The following is an 18,469-nucleotide window of genomic DNA, read 5'->3' on the forward strand; positions in this document are numbered from 1 at the left end:
TGCGTAGGAGCGACCTCCATGCGCGGCGACTCGTGGCGACGACGCCTGTCGGCGTCGCCGGGGATCTTCGAGGGAAAAACCGCTGTTGACGCCTTCTTCCGGTCTGCCGCGCTAGCGTCACGCCGAATCGGCAGCGGGCAGGCCGAGGTGGCGCGAGTGGGTTATACCGATGATCCGGCCGGAGACGGCCGAGGGGAGGGGCGAATGGACAGCAACGCACGGATGGGCGGCCGGTCAGGCTTCGTTCTGGGGGCACTCGTCGCGATTTCCGCCTGCGGAAACGTGGGAAAGGAGGCCTCTGTGCCCCCGGAAGTGACGGGAATTACGACGATGCCGGCGGCCGAGGTGGCGCCGCAGCCCAAGCCTTATGGCGGACCCGTGGCCTTCTCGGTCGTGGCGGAGGGGCTGACGGCCTCCTTCACCGATGAATCCGAGGGCACGGTCCTGAATCGGACATGGGACTTCGGCGACGGCGCAACGTCCGTGGCCGCCGCGCCCATCCACGCGTATTCGCGCGTCGGCGTCTACGAGGTGCGCGAGACCATCGCGGATGGCGAGGGCAAGACGTTCGACCGGACGTTACCGGTTCGCGTCATGCCTTTCCCGCCGGAGTTGCGCAACGGAACGGCGCGACCGGGTCTGTCGGCCGTCGCGACCTACGAGCTGCATTACTTCGCTCGTCCGCCGCTGGGCGCGTCTCACCTGGACATCGAATTGACGGGGCCGGCGGGGTTGGCCGAGCTCTACGTGAAGTTCGGATCGGTACCCACCGATAGCAGCTATGACTGCCATGCGGCGCTGACCGACGGTGCCGCTCGCTGCACCTTCGATGCACCACGCGCCGGTCCTTACTACGCCCGTATCCTGGCGACGAAGAACTTCGCCGACGCTTCGCTGAAGGCTTCATGGAACGAGACGGTGGCGGAAGCCGGAGATAAAAAAAGCGGCGCATCGAGCGCCGCTCAAAATCACTGACCAAGTGGGGGGCGGTCAGTGACGTGTTGCGTGACACACGGCTCCGGGAGGGCCGTGCGCGGATGAACAATAAGCGGTATTCGGACGTCCGTCTGTCAGCGCTGGCCTACACATATTCGGTAAAGAACCTTCTCACGGTGCTGGTTTGGTAGAGAAAACCGGGTTCGCCATGCCTGCGATGCTGTGCGAACCGCCGCCCTGCATCTCGAGGACGACCACGTCGTTCCTGCCCTTGTGCAGCCATGATGCCGGGACGTACAAGGACTGCTGCGGCCCGATTTCCCAGAAGCGGCCCAGATGGTGCCCGTTGATCCAGACGTTGCCCTTATGCCAGCCGCGCATGTCGAGGAACGTGCCGGCCACGGTGGGAACCTCGAGCGTGCCATGCCAGAACGCCGGGCCACCGGGAGCCGCACCCGAGCCGTACTTCAGGCCGGAAAGATCGTTCAGCGGCAGCGGATAGCCCGTCCACTGCGTCAGATCCTCTCCAGCCAGCTGGATCGAGAACGTGATCCCCTTGTAGTCGTCCTCCATGCCGGGGCCGATGTTGATACGGCCCATGTTCTCGACGATCAGGTCGAGTGTGCTGCCTTTCTTCAGGTCGACGGGCAGGCTGTGTTCGTCCTTGCGCCGGTCCAGCGTTCCGATCGCATGGCCGTCCGTCAGCACGGTGGCGTAGTCGTGGACATCGTTCACGTCCAGCTTGCCCTTTGCGTCTTTGTCGAGCTTCTTGCGGTAGAGGATCAGGCCGTAGTTCTGCCCGAAGCTTTCCATCCCCTGCGGTGTCACTGAGGTCCTGGGCTGAGCCGAAAGCGTCGGCAGGGCATCGAGCAGGCCGACCGACTCACGCAGTTCGACGCGCGCCGTGGCGGTCGTGGGCGACGAAGCCGGCGGCTTCGGCAGATGCTCACCCTTGGGCAGATGCGCGGCGATCACCTTGCGCAGCGCATCGTATTTGGGCGTGAGCCTGCCCGCTTCATCGATGGGCGAGTCGTAGTCGTAACTCGTGGTGACGGGCAGGTAATGCGCATCGTCGTTGTTGGCGCCGTTCATCCAGCCGAAGTTGGTCCCGCCGTCCACCATGTACAGGTTGAATGAGATGTCGTGGTCGAGCATCCAGCCGAGCGAGCCGGCGACTTCTTCGGTCGAGCGCGTTTTGTGCTCCTCGCCCCAGCGGTCGTACCAGCCACTCCAGTATTCGCCAGCCATCTTCGGCATACCTTCCATCTGTGCTGCCGACCGCCTGAAGGCGCGCTCGGTTTTCGTGGCGTCGCCGGTGAAGTTGATGACCGAAAGCATGCCGGGCAGTGTGCCGCGACTCATCCAGGTGGGGCCCGGTCCGTTCGACATGAAGAAGGGGACATCGAAGCCGGCATCGAGCATCTGCTGGCGGATGGCAGCCATGTAATCGCGATCGTTACCCACGTAACCGTATTCGTTCTCCACCTGCATCATCAGGATGGGACCGCCACGGGTGGATTGCAGCGGAGCCAGTTCCTGTCCCAGTCGTTTGAACCATGCGGCGCTGGCGCTGAGGAAACGCGCGTCGTACGAACGCACGCGGAGACCCGGCGTGCGCAGCAGCCACGCCGGGAAGCCGCCGAATTCCCACTCCGCGCAGACGAACGGACCGGGCCGGACAATCACGTTGAGGCCTTCTTCCTGCGCCGTGCGCACGAAGGTCGCAATGTCGTTGTCGCCGGTGAAGTCGAACTTACCGGGCTCCGGCTCGCTCACATTCCAGAAAGCGTAGGTGGTGATGGTATTCAGACCCATCGCCCGGGCCTTGCGCAGGCGGTCACGCCACTCGGCATGGGGGATGCGCGGGTAGTGCATCTCGCCGGAGCGAATCACGTAGGGCTTGCCGTCGAGCAGGAACTGCCCGTTCTCCATCGCGAAGTGGGCGGGCGCCGCGACGGCGGCGAGGGGCAGGGCGGCCGAGGCGGCGAGGCAGGTCGAAAGCAGCAGGGACAATGGCTTCACGCGTGACTCCGGCGGGTGGAATCGCCCGACGGTACACAGGCTCGTTCCGCGACTGCAAGCGGAAACCGGTCCCGATTCTCAAGTCATGACGCTATGCGCTGTGGCACGTTAGCGGGCCACTGGTTATCCGGAGAGTGACGACATGGTAGTTTCCCCGCGCCGCAAAGGCGTTTCACCGGTCTACGCCGACATGGCACGCGCGACCCCGCTGGAGCGCGTCGAGATGATCCGCCGCGGATTGCCGCCTGAGCTGGTCATGGACCTCGCCTATGATCTGCGCCTGTCCGAAGACAACCTCATGCTTTACCTGGGCCTGCATCGTGTACGCGTTCGCCAGAAGGTGGTGGACGAAGATCGACTGTCGCCCCGCGAATCCGAAGGCGTCATGGCACTCGCGGTCTTCCTGGGCGAAACGCTGCTCGGTCTCGGGGCGGCCGTCGAAGGCGGTCCCGACGTGAACCTCGACGCTGCGGCCTGGCTGGGAAGATGGCTGCGAACCCCTCACGCTGAACTCGAACATCGTGCGCCCCTGCAGTTCATGGATCTCGCGCAAGGGCGCGCTGTCGTTGCCGCGCTGCTCGATCAGGTGCGTGCGCGTCGGTCCACCTGAGGGCGCATGCGGTCGTCCCGTTTTCGGCAAAGACGCAAGATCGTGCGAACGGGTCGGTCGTAACGCATCGGTCCTGCACGCCTGCTCAGAGGCGTGGCGCCCCGCCGCCGTGCCTTATTCTGCGTGGTCCGTCACGTCACGCCGTCATGAGTTTCTGACTTCACCCGGCACGAAAGCTTCGCGAAAGCCTGAACCCGTCATGGCTTCAGGGACAGGGGAAAGACCCGGTGGAGCGGTGGGGTATTCGTATTTTCCTGCGTATTCGCGATTCGGGGCAGGGAATCCGAGGTGCCGCCGCAAAGCCGGACGTGTCAGGCCTGTCGCTTCACGGCAGGCCACTTACGGGCAGACGAAGGACCATCCATGAAGATTGAGAAGACCGCATTGACGGTTGCCATCGCCCTGGCGATGTCCTCCCTTTCAGCGCATGCGGAAGACGCCTGGGTCTCGACGCATACACAGGCGGCGATGTCACCGCCCGCCAGCACCCAGGTGCTGGCGGCGAGTTCGACCAGCGCGACGACGACCGGCAATGCTTATACGTTGAACATGACGGGCTCACCGCGGATCGACGGCGCCGCGGTCACGGCACTGGAAGCCGATCATCCGCTGCATGTGGAGGTCGCGCTGAAGTTGCGCAATCCCGATGCGTTGCAGACCTTCCTTGCCGGCGTGACCACGCCGGGTAGCGCACTCTTCGGCAAGTTCCTTACGCCGTCGCAGTTCACCGAACGCTTCGGGCCGACGCAGTCGCAGGTCGACGCCGTCGTAGCCCACCTGCAGCAGGCCGGCTTCACCAACATCGAAGTCGCACCGAACCGTCTGCTGATCTCTGCCGATGGTACGGCGGGTGCCGCGACGAACGGGTTCCGCACGTCGATCAAGCGCTTCAGCGCCAATGGCCGTGAGTTCTTTGCCAACGATGCACCCGCACTGGTCCCGGCGTCGCTTGGTGACAGTGTCAACGCCGTGCTCGGTCTGCAGAACGTGTCCGTCAAGCACACGCTGCACCACGTATATCACCCCGAGGACGTCACGGTTCCCGGACCGAACGTCGGCACGCAGGCTGCCGCCGCCGTCGCTGCGCATCATCCTCAGGATTTCGCCGCTATCTACGGTGGCAGCAGCCTGCCGGCCGCCACGAATACCGCGGTGGGCATCATCACCTGGGGATCGATCACGCAGACGGTGACCGATCTGAACAGCTTCACCTCGGGCGCAGGTCTGGCTACGGTGAACTCCACGATCACCAAGGTGGGGAGCGGCACGTTCGCCAACGATCCGGATTCCAACGGCGAATGGTCGCTGGACAGCCAGGACATCGTCGGCATCGCCGGAGGCGTGAAGCAACTGATTTTCTATACTTCGGCCAACGGCAATTCCAGTTCGTCGGGCATCACCGATGCGGGTATCACCGCCTCGTATAACCGTGCCGTCACCGACAACATCGCCAAGCTCATCAACGTATCGCTCGGCGAAGACGAAACCGCCGCGCAGCAGTCGGGTACCCAGGCGGCCGACGACGCGATTTTCCAGCAGGCCGTCGCTCAGGGTCAGACCTTCTCGATCGCTTCCGGCGACGCGGGTGTCTACCAGTGGTCGACCGATCCCACCTCGGGCTCGCCCGGCTACGTGGCGAATTCCGCCGGTACGGTGAAGATCGACCTGACCCACTATTCGGTGAGTGAACCGGCGAGTTCGCCGTACGTCATCCAGGTCGGTGGTACGACGCTGTCCACCAGCGGCACGACGTGGTCGGGCGAAACGGTGTGGAACGAAGGCCTCTCGGCGATCGCGCCGAGCCAGGGCGACAACAACCAGCGCCTGTGGGCGACGGGTGGCGGCGTCAGCCTCTACGAGGCGGCACCGTCATGGCAGTCGTCGGTATCCAGCTCGACCAAGCGCGTCGGTCCGGACCTGGCGTTCGATGCGGCTTCGTCCTCAGGTGCGCTGATCGTCGTCAATGGATCGACCGAACAGGTGGGCGGAACCAGCCTTGCCTCGCCGCTGTTCGTCGGTGCGTTTGCGCGCATCGAATCCGCGGCGAACAATGCGATCGGCTTCCCGGCGTCGAAGTTCTATCAGGCGTTCCCGACGCAGACCTCGCTGCTGCATGACGTGACCTCCGGTAACAACGGTTACCAGAGCCACGGTTACACCGCGGCGACCGGCTTCGACGAAGCGACCGGCTTCGGCAGCTTCGATATCGGTAAGCTCAACACGTACGCGCAGGCCAACTGGGTGACCGGAGGCGGCGGTGGCAGCACCAACGCGCCGCCGGTTGCGAACTTCAGTGTCGCGACCAACGGGCTCGTCGCCACCTTTACCGACAGTTCCACCGACAGCGACGGCAGCATCGCGTCGCATGCCTGGACTTTCGGCGATGGCAGCACCTCGACGGCTACCAGCCCGAGCCACACGTACAGCGCCGCAGGCACGTACAGCGTTGCTGAAACCGTGACGGATAATGCGGGCGCCACCAGCACGAAGACCTCGTCGGTGACCGTGAGCTCGTCGGGCGGCACCGGTGGTGGCACCGTGCTGCAGAACGGCGTCGCGGCGACCGGATTGTCGGCGGCGAAGAACGGCCAGCTGAAGTACACCGTGGCGATCCCGGCGGGCGCCAAGAGCCTGAAGATCGCGATCTCGGGTGGCACCGGCGATGCGGATCTTTACGTGAAGTTCGGTTCGGCGCCGACGACGTCGAGCTACGACTGCCGTCCGTACGTGACTGGTAACACCGAAAGCTGCTCGTTTGCCTCGCCGCAGACGGGGACGTACTACGTGCTGCTCAATGGCTATGCCGCGTTCTCGGGCGTGTCGCTGAAGGCTACGTGGACTAACTGATCTTTTTCGAGTTCAATCCGGGGTGAGGACTCCCTCACCCCGGCGGGAGTCGCGCAAAATGAGACATCCATGCCACAGTCTGCTCTCACTGCCATTGAGGGCGAGACGACATGCTGGCGACCCTGGCGGTAGCGAACTACCGCTCCCTGCGATCTCTCGTCCTGCCGATGGGCCGGATCAACCTCGTCACCGGCGCCAACGGCAGCGGCAAGTCGAGCCTCTATCGTGCGCTGCGCCTGCTGGCCGAGACCGCGCAAGGCGGCGTCGTTCCCGCGCTTGCGCGTGAGGGCGGTCTGTCTTCGACGCTGTGGGCGGGTCCGGAGAAGTTTTCGCGCGGCATGCTCAGCGGTGATTTGCCCGTGCAAGGTGGGCCTCGCACCGAACCGGTGTCGCTCAAGCTCGGCTTTGCCGGTGAATCGTTCGGTTATGCGATCGATCTCGGCCTGCCCGAACCGAGCCTGTCGATGTTTGGCCGGGATCCCGAAATCAAATCCGAAGTGATATGGAGCGGCCCCTTCCTGCGCGCCGCCAGTTTGTTGATGGATCGCCGCGGTCCGATGGCCAAACTTCGCGACGGTCGTCATTGGCACGTCGCCGCTCAACATCTCAGCCAGTTCGAAAGCGTCTTTACCCAGCTGGCCGACCCCGAACGTGCACCCGAGGTCATGGTCTTGCGTGAGTCGATACGCGGCTGGCGCTTCTACGATCATTTCCGTTCCGACGCCGACGCGCCCGCCCGATGGCCGCAGCTGGGAACGCGCACGCCCGTGCTGAGTCACGATGGGCGCGACCTTGCCGCCGCCTGGCAAACGATTCGGGAGATCGGCGATGTGGCCTCGCTGGAGGCATCCGTCGATGACGCGTTTCCCGGCGCAGTGGTGAGGGTAGGGCAAGAAGGCGACCGCTTGTTGCTTACCTTCCAGCAGCCGGGCTTGTTGCGTCCCCTGTCCTCCGCCGAGCTATCGGACGGCACCCTGCGTTACCTCCTATGGATCGCCGCGCTCCACACGCCGCGGCCGCCGCCGCTCATGGTGTTGAATGAGCCAGAGACCAGTCTCCATCCGGATCTTCTCCCCGCCCTGGGGCGACTGATCCTGAAAGCATCGACGACCTGTCAGGTGTGGGTCGTCTCGCATGCGTCGCGGCTTATTGCGGCGCTTGAGGACTCGCCGGACTGCCACTCGTTGCGCCTGGAAAAAACATTGAGTGAGACACGCATCGTGGGGCAGGGCGTGCTCGATGAGCCGGCGTGGTACTGGCCGTCGCGCTAGCGCTGTCGCGGGACTGGTGAGCGGTGATAACGTAGCCGGCATGAGTCGTACCCTGCTCGCCCTGTTGGTGCCCGATGCCGAGCCACTGGTCGGTGACCTTCGTGCACGACTGGACCCCGCCGCCCGGCTGGGGCTCGGTGCGCACATTACGCTGGTCTATCCCTTTCTCGATAGCGAGGCGATCGACGACGATGTCGCGGAGCGGTTGCGCAATGTCGCGAGGCAGCATGCGCCCGTTTCGTTCGCGCTCGACGAGGTGGGTACGTTTCCCTCTACTGTCTGGCTGGCCCCCCGATCTGCCGAGGCCATCGTCTCGCTAGCCGCCGCGCTCGAATCCGCATTCCCCGACCGTCCGACCGCAGGGCGCGTCTTCGAGCGCTTCGTGCCGCATCTTTCGGTGGCGCGAAACATCCTTGGCGATCGTGATGCGGTGGTGGCGACGCTCGAAGACCGGCTTGGGTCGGCGCATGGCGTGGTGTGTCACTGCGCCGATGTCCATGTCATGACGCGCAGCGACGAGGGCTGGCAAATGCACTCACGGGTGCCTCTCGGCGGCGGCACGTAATCAGGAATCGACTCGATGCTCATTCAGGGTAGTTGTCACTGCGAAAACATCGCATTTGAACTGGACTGGCCCGGCGAGGGCGCTTCCGTGCCCGCGCGTGCCTGCACCTGCTCGTTCTGCGTGAAGCACGGTGGTGTATGGACTGCGCATTCCGATGCAAGGCTCAGGATCAGGATCGCCGATGCGGACAGGACGTCGTCGTATGCGTTCGGAACCGGGACCGCGGCGTTTCATGTGTGTACGCGATGCGGGGCCGTGCCGGTGGCCACCAGCGATATCGACGGCGCGCGCTACGCCGTAGTGAACGTCAATACCTTCGATGACTTCGAGCGCAGTCGACTCACCACGGAGACGGTGAGCTTCGACGGTGAGGGGGAGGCCGACCGGGTGACCCGGCGCGCCGCGCGGTGGATCGGCCATGTAGAGATCGATTACCAGGATGCCGCCTTCGTGGCGTGATTTGTCCGCTAGCGGTCCGGGTCGTGACTCGCGCGCTTGCGTTCATGCGCGGAAACTGTCCTCATTCCCACGAGAGGAGCTCCGCCATGTCCGCTTCCGAAACCGCGCTGATCGTCATCGATGCCCAGGAGTCGTTCCGTTCCCGCCCCTACTGGCGGACAGACGACGTCGACGGGTATATCGAGCGTCAGCAGGCTCTCATCGATGGCGCGAAGCGTGCTGGCATCCGCGTGGTCCAGGTGTTCCATGTCGAGGATACCGGTCCGTTCAGCGAGGCATCCGGGCTGGTTACGCCGTTGAAGCCGTTGCGGATCGATGCCGATGCCGTCTTTCGTAAGCGGCGCCACAGCGCGCTGGTCGGGTCCGGCCTCGACGTATGGCTGACCACGAACGCTGTCCGTCGTCTGATCGTCTCGGGCATCCGCACCGAACAGTGCTGTGAGACGACGACCCGCCACGCTTCGGACCTTGGCTACGCCGTCGACTTCGTCGGCGAGGCGACGCTCACGTTCCCGATGGTGGATGTCACGGGTCGCGAGTGGAGCGCGGCCGAGATCCGCGCGCGGACGGAGCTGGTTCTCGCGGACCGCTTCGCCCGCATCGTGACGGTGGATGCCGCGCTCGAAACGCAGGCACTCAGGGCCGCATGATGCAAACGACACCTCGCCGGATCCCCGTCTATGTGGTCGTGCCGCCGCGGGTGCTGCTGCTGGACGTGGCAGGGCCCATTGAGGTGTTGCGCAAGGCCAACCTCGAGCAGGCAGCGGTACATTTCGATGTGGTCTACATCGGGCCTGCACGGACGCTTGGGAGCTCGGTGGGTATGACGATATCGGGCATCCGGCCCATGCCGGCGCGACTGCCCGACGATACGCTGGTCGTGGTGCCGGGCCACGCGGACCTGCCGCTTGGAGAGCCGGTGACCGGCGACGCGCAGCATGCCGCGCACGAGCAGGCCATCGTCGACTGGCTTCGCCGCTCGGTGCGTCCTGGCATCCGCGTGGCGACGATCTGTTCCGGTGCGATCCTCGCGGCACGGGCCGGCTTGCTCGACGGGCATGCATGTACGACCCACCACGGTTGCACCGATCAACTGGCGCGCGAGGCACCTTCCGCTCACGTCCGTGAAAACCGCCTTTATGTCGTGGATGGCGAGCGCCTCACCAGTGCCGGTATCACCGCTGGTATCGACCTGATGCTGCACATCGTCGCCGGTCTTGCCGGCGCGCCGGTGGCGGTCGCCGTGGCGCGATTTCTCGTCGTTTATCTGCGGCGCGCAGGCGACGATCCGCAACTGTCACCGTGGCTCGAGGGTCGCAACCACATGCATCCCTCCATCCATCGCGCACAGGACGCCGTGGCCGGCGATCCCGCCCGCGAGTGGACGGTGACGGCGCTGGCGCGCGAAGCGGCTATCAGTCCGCGACACCTGTCCCGGTTGTTCAACGAGCATGCGGGGATGAGCGTCACCGACTACGTAAACCGCATGCGGGTGGCTCTGGCCAGCGAATTGCTGTCAGGTTCGCAGCTGGACATGGAGGCGGTCGCCGAGCGTTCGGGTTTCGGGTCGGCAAGGCAGCTGCGTCGGGCGTGGGGGCGGTGGAACGCGTTGCCGCCGAGCCGGTCGCGCGATCTGGCCTCTTGATGCGCCGTTAACCGAACAGGCGGCGATGCTCGCCGTTGGCGTACCACTCCAGCACGCGATCGGGTACGAGCGCGTCGATCGTCAGTCCCGCGGCGGAGAACATGTCCAGCGTATCCAGCAGTGCGCGGCGCAGTTTCGGCGCGCCCGGGTCCCCGGGCGCGTTGTGCGTTGCCCAGTCGAGCGTATCGACGACGCGCAGCGACCAGTCGTGCAGAAGATCGGCCCGCGCCTCCAGGTAGCCGCGTAGCCAGGGGCTCAGACTCCGCTCCAACGAAAGACTCTCCGCGGCGGCGATCTCCCCGAGCAGCGTGCCGACCTCCCCGTGCACGCCGCGATACCATTCGGTATGCCCGGCGGCGGAAACCGGTACGACCAGCGGGGCGTTGGCGCGCTGCCCGGCGAAGGCCTCGATGAGCAGTCGCTCGATACGTCGTGCGTGGATGACCCGTTCGGCGTCGAGCAACATCCCGCGATCCAGATCGAAAAAGTCGAAGAACCGACGGTGCAGGGTGCTGAAGCGCGTGAACGGGTCACGCGAGAAGCCGACCTTCAGCAGGTCTTCGTCACGACATGGCAGCACGTAGACATACGCGCGGCCTTGTGAGGCGAAGCGGGGATACGGTGTTTCTTCATGCATGGGGAAAGGATCGCCTGTCGGTGTCTCGCCACGTGCGATACGGAACCGGCAGCGTGGCAGGCCTGGAACGGGCAGGCGTACGCAACTGCATGAATTTACGGACGAATCCGGAGCACGGACGCGCGGAGCGCTAAGTGACGTTCCCGCCGGCAACGCTCCGTCCGCAATGCGGTCCGACGGGCTCGGGCGGACGCGGGTTCAGGTCCCCGACCTTGCATGACGGCGGTAAAATACGATAGACTCAGTGAATCTTAAGCGCCATTGACATCGGTTACGGCCTTTCGTCGCTGGCTGCTTCAGGAACTTTCTTTTTACAAGAAAGCCTCCTCGTGAGGCTTTTTTGTTGGGCGCACGGAGGCGTCCTGCGACATTTTCGTGAGCGCCGTCAGGGCATCGCGGCGTTCGCTGGAGGAAAGTGTCGGATACATCGGCGACGTAATGGAATGGGCCGCTCGCGCCCTTTTTTTGTTTCTGGCGAATGGAAAAACCGCAGGTAACGTGGATACCAACGCACTTTCACAACGCTTTTCAGAGATCGTGGCCGAGCTCGGCCTCGAAGTGCTGGGTATGGAGTTCGGTCCGTCCGACGGACAGATGACGCTGCGCGTCTATCTGGACGTGCTCGAGGCCGAGCGCGAACGTCGCAAGGGCGCGGAGCTCCCCGTCGAGGTCGCCGTCGAGGATTGCGAAGCGGCAAGCCGCGAGTTCTCGGCTTACCTGGACGTTGAAGATCCGATCCCCGGCAACTATGTACTGGAAGTCTCCTCTCCCGGTATCGATCGTCCCCTCTTCACGGCGGAGCAGTTCGCCCGTGTCAGTGGTCAGGAGATCAAGGTGCTGCTCAAAGCCCCGGTCGACGGTCGCCGTCGCCTCAAGGGCAACGTCGTTGAAGTAAACGGCGAGCACATTGTGGTCGAGGGCGAGGCTGGCCGATTCGAATTCGAGCATGCGGACGTCGAAAGCGCCCGCGTGGTTCCCGACTGGGTGGCACTCGGCTATGCGCCGCAGCCGAAGCCCACGCCGGGCGGTAAGAAACCTAAATAACGATTGATGGGGTGCCGCGGGGCATCCTTACGGGAGTAGCGGCAATGAGCAAAGAACTTTTGCTGGTAGTCGACGCGGTCGCCAATGAAAAAGGCGTGCCGCGCGAAGTGATTTTCGACGCCATGGAAGCGGCGCTGGCTTCGGCCGCGAAAAAGCGCTACCCCGAGGAAGATCCGGACATCCGGGTCGAAATCGACCGCAATACGGGCGACTACGAGACCTTCCGTCGCTGGGAGATCATCGAGAACGACGGCGAGATGGAGGATCCGTCCTACCAGATCCGCCTGATGGACGCCGAAGACGAAGCCGGTGAAGGCGAAGTCGCCGAAGTCGGTGGCTGGATCGAGCATCAGATCGAAAACGCCGAATTCGGCCGCATCGCCGCGCAGGCCGCCAAGCAGGTGATCGTGCAGCGCGTTCGCGAAGCCGAGCGTCAGCAGGTCGTCGACGCCTTCGTCGATCGCGTGGGCGAGCTGGTCACCGGTATCGTCAAGCGCGTCGAGCGCGGCAACGTCTACCTCGACCTGGGCAGCAACGCCGAGGCGTTCATTCCGCGCGACAAGACGATTCCCCGTGAGTCGGCCCGCGTCGGCGACCGCGTCCGCGGTTACCTGTACGAAGTGAAGTCGGAAATCCGTGGTCCGCAGCTGTTCGTCTCGCGCAGCGCGCCGGAGTTCATGATCGAACTGTTCAAGCTCGAAGTGCCGGAAGTCGGTCAGGGCCTCGTCGAAATCAAGGGCTGCGCCCGCGATCCGGGCGACCGCGCCAAGATCGCCGTGGTCGCCCACGACAGCCGCACCGATCCGATCGGCGCCTGCATCGGCATGCGCGGTTCGCGCGTCCAGGCCGTGTCCAACGAGCTCAACGGTGAGCGCGTCGACATCATCCTGTGGCACGAGAATCAGGCTCAGTACGTCATCAATGCGATGGCGCCGGCCGAAGTGCAGTCGATCATCATGGACGAGGAAAAGCACTCCATGGATATCGCCGTCGCCGAGGACAAGCTGTCCCAGGCGATCGGTCGCGGTGGTCAGAACGTCCGCCTGGCGAGCAAGCTCACCGGCTGGCAGCTCAACGTGATGACACAGGATCAGGTCACCGCCAAGAGCGAGGCCGAGCAGGCTGCCGCCCTGGCGCTGTTCCAGGACAAGCTCGAAGTCGACGAAGAAATCGCCAGCATCCTGGTGCAGGAAGGTTTCTCGTCGATCGAAGAAATTGCTTACGTGCCGAGTGCCGAGCTGCTGGCGGTGGAAGGCTTCGACGAAGACATCGTCGAGGAACTCCGTGCCCGTGCCCGTGACGCCCTGCTGACCGAGGCGCTCGCCGCCGAGGAAGGCGTCGAGGAAGTCGCGGTCGACGAAGAACTGCTCGGCCTGGACGGCATGGACGAAACGGTCGCTATCGCGCTGGCGGACCGTGGCATCAAGACGCTCGACGACCTCGGCGATCTCGCCGTCGACGAGCTCATCGATATCGAAGGCATGACGGAGGACCGCGCATCGCAGCTGATCATGGCTGCGCGCGCTCCGATGATCGCCCGCCTGGAGAAAGGTGGTTAAGCGCGAGACCGGAAGCGTCCTGGACGGACGCCTCGAGGGAGGCCATGAGGTCTCCCGCCAGGGATGGAGGCAGCCGTACGGGTCATCGTCGGCACGTAAGGTTACGCGCGGGAAAGGCGGAGAATAAAGAACCATGTCGGACGTCACTATCAAACAACTCGCCCATCAACTGGGCCTACCGGTCGACAAGCTGCTCGGGCAGCTTGGCGAAGCCGGCATGAATTTCTCCGATGCGGAGCAGGTCATCAGCAGCACCGAAAAGGTGAAGCTGCTGGGTTTCCTGCGTCGCACCCACGGCAAGAACGAGGCCGCTCCCGAAGGGGACGCCTCCGCGCCGCGACAGATCACCCTGAAGCGCCGCACGGTCGGCGAGCTGAAGGTGGCGTCCGGTTCCGGTCGTGGTGCCGGTCCGGCCAAGACGGTCAACGTCGAGGTCCGTGCCAAGCGTACGTACGTCAAGCGCAGCGCCATCGCCGAGGATGCGTCGCACGAGCCGGAGCGCGAGGACGCCGTGCGCAAGCTGGCCGAATCGCAGGCTCAGCGCGAGCACGAGGAATCGGAGCGCCGTGAAGAAGCCGAGCGTCGCGATCAGGCCGAAGCGGCCCGTCGCGAAGCCGAGGCCGAAGCACGCCGTCAGGAAGAAGCCGCCGCCGAAGCACGCCGTCAGGCTGAAGAAGCTGCCGAGCAGCATGCACGCGCCGAAGCGGCACGTGCCGCGGCCGCCAGCGCTGAAGCCGCCGTGACGCCGGCCGCCGCGCCTGCGGCCGCGCCGGAAGCGACCCCTGAGGCCCCGGTGTCCACCGCGCCGCTGGGCGACGATGGCCTGCCGACGCACCAGACCGCCAAGCTCGATACGCGTTCGCTCGGCATGATCCTTCCGCGCATTCACGAGCCGCGCAAGCGCGAGCGCGTGGTGTCCAAGCCTGTCCCGCCGCCGGCGCCCGCGCCGGCTCCGGCTCCGGCACCTGTCGCGGCGGCTCCCGCCGCCGCACGTCCGGCCGCTCCGCGTCCGGCACCCGGTGCCGTGGCTGCCGCCAACGATACGCGCGGCAACGCGCGTCCGAAGCACGGTGGTGGTGGCGGTGCTCCCGGCGGTGGCGGTCGTAACGATCGTGAAGCCGGTGGCAAGCGCTTCGCCGGTGGCGAAATGCATCTTTCCGATGCCGACCGCGCACGCCGCTCGTCCAGCAACAACCGTCGTGGCGGTGGCAAGGACCGTGGCCGCATGACGGCGTCGCGTGGCGCCGCCTCGTCGGGCGGTCCGCACGGCTTCACCCGTCCGACCGCCGCCGTGGTCCGTGACGTCGTGATCGGCGACAACAACCTCGTGACCGAGCTGGCCCAGAAGATGGCCGTCAAGGGCGCCGAGGTGGTGAAGGCGCTGTTCAAGATGGGCGTCATGGCCACGATCAATCAGACGATCGACCATGACACCGCCGCGCTCGTGGTCGAAGAACTGGGTCACAACCCGGTTCGCGCCACCGAGAACGACGCCGAAGCCGCGCTCGCGACGCACACGCAAAATGCGGAGCTCGAGGGCGACAAGGTCACGCGTCCGCCGGTCGTCACGATCATGGGTCACGTCGACCACGGCAAGACCTCGCTGCTCGACTACATCCGTCGTACCAAGGTCGCCTCCGGCGAAGCGGGTGGCATTACGCAGCACATCGGCGCTTACCACGTCGAAACCAGCCGTGGCGTCATCACCTTCCTCGACACCCCGGGCCATGCGGCGTTTACGTCCATGCGTGCCCGCGGCGCGCAGTCGACGGATATCGTGGTGCTCGTGGTCGCCGCCGACGACGGTGTCATGCCGCAGACGCAGGAAGCCGTGAAGCACGCGCGCGCCGCCAAGGTGCCGCTGATCGTCGCGGTCAACAAGATGGACAAGTCCGGCGCCAACCCGGACAACGTCAAGCAGGGCCTCGGCCTTCTCGAAGTCATCCCTGAAGAGTGGGGTGGCGATACTCCGTTCGTGCCGCTTTCGGCGAAGACGGGCGACGGCGTGGACGCGCTGCTCGACGCCATCTCGATCCAGGCTGAAATCATGGAGCTCAAGGCAGTGGCCGATGGCCGCGCTTCGGGTGTCGTGATCGAATCCAGCCTCGACCGCGGTCGCGGTCCGGTGGCGACGGTGCTGGTGCAGCAGGGCACGCTGAAGAAGGGCGACTTCGTCGTCTGCGGTGTCGAATACGGCCGCATGCGTGCGCTCGTCGACGAAACCGGCAAGCAGGTCAATGAAGCCGGTCCGTCGATTCCGGTCCAGGTCCTGGGTCTGTCGGGCGTGCCCGAGTCGGGTGACGATTTCGTCGCCGTGAAGGACGAGCGTCTGGCGCGCGAAGTGGCGGCTGAGCGTCTGCTCAAGCGTCGCGAGACCCGCCTGGTCAGCAAATCCAACCGTCTGGAAGACATCATGGCCCAGATGGGTCAGGGTCAGGGCCAGCAGACCCTCAACATCCTCGTCAAGGCGGATGTGCAGGGTTCGGTCGAGGCGCTGCGCGATTCGCTCACCCAGATCGGCAACGAGCTGGTCAAGGTGAACGTGATCTCGTCCGGCGTGGGTGGCATCACCGAGTCGGAAGCCACGCTGGCGGCGGCGTCCAAGGCGCTGATCATCGGCTTCAACGTCCGTGCGGATGCGTCGGCACGCAAGGTGATCGATACCAACGGTCTCGATGTCCGCTACTTCTCGATCATTTACGACGTCATCGATCAGGTGAAGCAGGCGGCGTCGGGTCTGCTCGGTGTCGAGATTCGCGAAGAGATCATCGGTATCGCGCAGGTCCGCGACGTGTTCCGTTCGTCGAAGTTCGGCGCGGTCGCGGGCTGCATGATCGTCGAGGGCCTGGTGAAGCGCTCCAAGCCGATCCGCGTGCTGCGTGACAACGTGGTGGTGTTCCAGGGCGAACTCGAGTCGCTGCGCCGCTTCAAGGAACTCGTCGACGAGGTCCGTAACGGCATGGAATGCGGTATCGCGGTCAAGCAGTACAACGACGTCAAGGTCGGCGACCAGATCGAGTGCTTCGAGCGTATCGAAGTGCCGCGCACGCTGTAACGGCATGCAATGCGCCTCCCCGGCATACGCCGGGGAGGCTTTTTCGTTAGTGCACCTTATTCAGGCTGGAGGCGGATATGCCGTCCCGTGATTTCAAGCGTACCGACCGCGTGTCCGCCCAGCTTCGCCGTGAAATCGGTGAACTGGTCCACGCCGCCGTGCGCGACCACGCGCTGCCTTCGGTCAGCGTGTCGGATGTGGAAGTAACCCGTGACCTCGACTGGGCCACCGTGTGGGTGACGGCGCTGATGCCCGACCAGTCGGCGGTGGTGGTCAAGGCGCTGAAGGAGCTCGCCCCCGAGTTCCGTCATTCGCTGTCGAAGTCGATGATCCTGCGTCGCGTGCCGCAGCTGCGTTTCAAGTACGACGAATCCGTCGATACCGGCGAGCGCATCGAGCGCCTGCTGCGCGAAAACCCCGTTCCGCCGGCCGATCCGTCCGACGAAACCTGATGACCGCGCGCCTGGCGCGCGGGTAAGCGTGTGTGATGAATCGCCGAACCTTCCGTGACCTGCACGGCATCCTTCTGCTCGACAAGCCGCTCGGCCTGAGTTCCAACCAGGCGCTGCAGACGGCGCGTAGGCTCGTGGGCGCCTCCAAGGGTGGCCATACCGGCAGCCTCGATCCGCTCGCCACGGGCCTGTTGCCACTGTGCTTCGGCGAGGCGACGAAGCTCGCCGGCTGGTTGCTCGGCTCGCGCAAGGCCTACGAGGCTGAGGTTCGCCTGGGTGTGACCACGACCACCGCCGATCTCGAGGGCGAGGTGGTGGAGACACGCCCGGTGCCCGCGCTGGACGATGCGGTCATCGAAGCCGCGCTGGCGCCCCTGCGCGGGCACATCGTGCAGATCCCTCCCGCGTATTCGGCGATCAAGCAGGGCGGCGTGCCGCTGTATGTCCGTGCCCGCCGCGGTGAGGACGTCGACGTGCCGGCGCGCGAGGTCGACGTGTACCGTCTCGAGGTGATCGGTCGCGAGGGCGACACCGTGCGCCTGATGGTCGAGTGTGGCTCGGGGACGTACGTGCGCAGCCTTGCGGTGGATCTCGGTGCGAACCTCGGTTGCGGCGCCCACCTCACGGGCTTGCGCCGGCTCTGGGTCGAGCCGTTCATGGCGCCGGCGATGGTGACGCTGGACGAACTTCGCATCGCTGCCGAAACCGGGCCGGATCCACTCGAAGCCTGTATTTTGCCGGTCGACGCCGGACTCAGTCATATTCCCCGGGTGGAACTCGACCCGGAACGGACCCGTGTCCTCGGTTTCGGCCAGCCGGTGCCGCTGGGGCAGGGCGTTTCACCCGGTCGCTGCGGTGTCTGGGGTGCCGACGGGCGCCTGATGGCGCTCGGGGAAGCCGGCGAAGACGGCATCCTGAGGATCGTGCGGGGCCTGAACATGCCGCCCGTCTGACCGGGCTTGTTGCCGCTACGCGCAGGACGTTACAATTACGTGCTCGTTTAACAGCTTTCATTCAAAAGCGAGGCTTGCGCAACTTCATCGGTATCCGTTGAGGTTGCGCAAGTCTCGTATCCGCTTTTAAGGAATCGATACACATGCTTACTCCCGAACAGACTGGTCAGATCATCAAGGATTACGGCCGCAAGGAAAACGACACCGGCTCGACCGAAGTCCAGGTCGCCCTGCTGTCCGCCAACATCCTCCAGCTCCAGGATCACTTCCAGGCGCACAAGCAGGATCACCACTCGCGTCGCGGTCTGCTGAAGATGGTCAATCAGCGCAAGAAGCTGCTTGCCTATCTCAAGACGAACGACCTCGCTCGCTACCAGACCCTGATCGAACGCCTCGGCCTGCGCCGTTAATTCA

At 64.9% G+C, this 18,469-nt stretch carries 16 protein-coding genes; 14 read left to right on the forward strand and 2 right to left on the reverse strand.

Annotation, left to right across the window (positions count from 1 at the left end; genetic code table 11):
* Positions 1 to 18 precede the first annotated feature (18 nt).
* Positions 19 to 975 (forward strand): PKD domain-containing protein, encoded by a 957-nt coding sequence (locus J2X57_RS13285; RefSeq protein WP_309867787.1) that lies wholly within the window; start codon positions 19 to 21, stop codon positions 973 to 975.
* Between the two features lie 132 nt (positions 976 to 1,107).
* Here J2X57_RS13285 and J2X57_RS13290 read toward each other — a convergent pair whose 3' ends face one another.
* On the reverse strand, positions 1,108 to 2,958 hold the full coding sequence (locus J2X57_RS13290) for a beta-galactosidase (protein ID WP_309867789.1): 1,851 nt from the start codon (positions 2,956 to 2,958) through the stop codon (positions 1,108 to 1,110).
* Positions 2,959 to 3,100: 142 nt separating this feature from the next.
* On the opposite strand from J2X57_RS13290, the gene J2X57_RS13295 reads away from it, so the two are divergent.
* From J2X57_RS13295 to J2X57_RS13325, 7 genes are all read left to right on the forward strand, one after another.
* Positions 3,101 to 3,568, forward strand: coding sequence for an antitoxin Xre/MbcA/ParS toxin-binding domain-containing protein (locus J2X57_RS13295; protein WP_036112250.1), 468 nt, complete (start codon positions 3,101 to 3,103; stop codon positions 3,566 to 3,568).
* Between the two features lie 363 nt (positions 3,569 to 3,931).
* A complete protein-coding gene (locus J2X57_RS13300) occupies positions 3,932 to 6,415 on the forward strand; it encodes a protease pro-enzyme activation domain-containing protein (RefSeq protein WP_309867795.1) in 2,484 nt (827 codons plus the stop codon).
* A gap of 110 nt (positions 6,416 to 6,525) precedes the next feature.
* Positions 6,526 to 7,686 (forward strand): AAA family ATPase, encoded by a 1,161-nt coding sequence (locus J2X57_RS13305; RefSeq protein ID WP_309867797.1) that lies wholly within the window; start codon positions 6,526 to 6,528, stop codon positions 7,684 to 7,686.
* Between the two features lie 40 nt (positions 7,687 to 7,726).
* A complete protein-coding gene (locus tag J2X57_RS13310; protein ID WP_051943476.1) occupies positions 7,727 to 8,251 on the forward strand; it encodes a 2'-5' RNA ligase family protein in 525 nt (174 codons plus the stop codon).
* Between the two features lie 15 nt (positions 8,252 to 8,266).
* A complete protein-coding gene (locus tag J2X57_RS13315) occupies positions 8,267 to 8,710 on the forward strand; it encodes a hypothetical protein (protein ID WP_309867800.1) in 444 nt (147 codons plus the stop codon).
* A gap of 86 nt (positions 8,711 to 8,796) precedes the next feature.
* Positions 8,797 to 9,360 (forward strand): isochorismatase family protein, encoded by a 564-nt coding sequence (locus tag J2X57_RS13320; protein ID WP_036112262.1) that lies wholly within the window; start codon positions 8,797 to 8,799, stop codon positions 9,358 to 9,360.
* Entirely contained in the window at positions 9,360 to 10,355 is a 996-nt protein-coding gene (locus tag J2X57_RS13325; protein WP_309867805.1) for a helix-turn-helix domain-containing protein, read from the forward strand. The genes J2X57_RS13320 and J2X57_RS13325 overlap by 1 nt, the downstream gene beginning before the upstream one ends.
* 7 nt (positions 10,356 to 10,362) lie before the next feature.
* On the opposite strand, the gene J2X57_RS13330 is transcribed toward J2X57_RS13325, so the two are convergent.
* Positions 10,363 to 10,992 carry a GIY-YIG nuclease family protein gene (locus J2X57_RS13330; RefSeq protein WP_309867808.1) on the reverse strand — a complete coding sequence of 210 codons (630 nt, stop codon included), beginning with the start codon at positions 10,990 to 10,992 and terminating at the stop codon, positions 10,363 to 10,365.
* Between the two features lie 498 nt (positions 10,993 to 11,490).
* Between J2X57_RS13330 and rimP the strand changes: the two genes are divergently transcribed.
* The 6 genes from rimP to rpsO all read left to right on the forward strand — a co-directional run bounded on the left by rimP (position 11,491) and on the right by rpsO (position 18,465).
* Positions 11,491 to 12,036: a ribosome maturation factor RimP gene (gene rimP / locus J2X57_RS13335; RefSeq protein WP_309867811.1), complete on the forward strand. Its 546-nt coding sequence runs from the start codon at positions 11,491 to 11,493 to the stop codon at positions 12,034 to 12,036.
* Between the two features lie 44 nt (positions 12,037 to 12,080).
* Entirely contained in the window at positions 12,081 to 13,595 is a 1,515-nt protein-coding gene (gene nusA / locus J2X57_RS13340) for a transcription termination factor NusA (RefSeq protein WP_036112267.1), read from the forward strand.
* Positions 13,596 to 13,728: 133 nt separating this feature from the next.
* Positions 13,729 to 16,650 (forward strand): translation initiation factor IF-2, encoded by a 2,922-nt coding sequence (gene infB / locus J2X57_RS13345; protein WP_079520974.1) that lies wholly within the window; start codon positions 13,729 to 13,731, stop codon positions 16,648 to 16,650.
* 77 nt (positions 16,651 to 16,727) lie between these two features.
* Complete coding sequence (gene rbfA / locus J2X57_RS13350; RefSeq protein WP_036112272.1) at positions 16,728 to 17,102, forward strand: 30S ribosome-binding factor RbfA; 375 nt, start codon at positions 16,728 to 16,730, stop codon at positions 17,100 to 17,102.
* 35 nt (positions 17,103 to 17,137) lie between these two features.
* Positions 17,138 to 18,055, forward strand: coding sequence for a tRNA pseudouridine(55) synthase TruB (truB, locus tag J2X57_RS13355; RefSeq protein ID WP_309867817.1), 918 nt, complete (start codon positions 17,138 to 17,140; stop codon positions 18,053 to 18,055).
* A 143-nt stretch (positions 18,056 to 18,198) separates the two neighbouring features.
* A complete protein-coding gene (gene rpsO / locus J2X57_RS13360; RefSeq protein WP_036112276.1) occupies positions 18,199 to 18,465 on the forward strand; it encodes a 30S ribosomal protein S15 in 267 nt (88 codons plus the stop codon).
* The last annotated feature ends 4 nt before the right edge of the window (positions 18,466 to 18,469 follow it).

The sequence above is a fragment of the Luteibacter sp. 1214 genome, assembly GCF_031455395.1.
GTDB lineage: Bacteria > Pseudomonadota > Gammaproteobacteria > Xanthomonadales > Rhodanobacteraceae > Luteibacter > Luteibacter mycovicinus.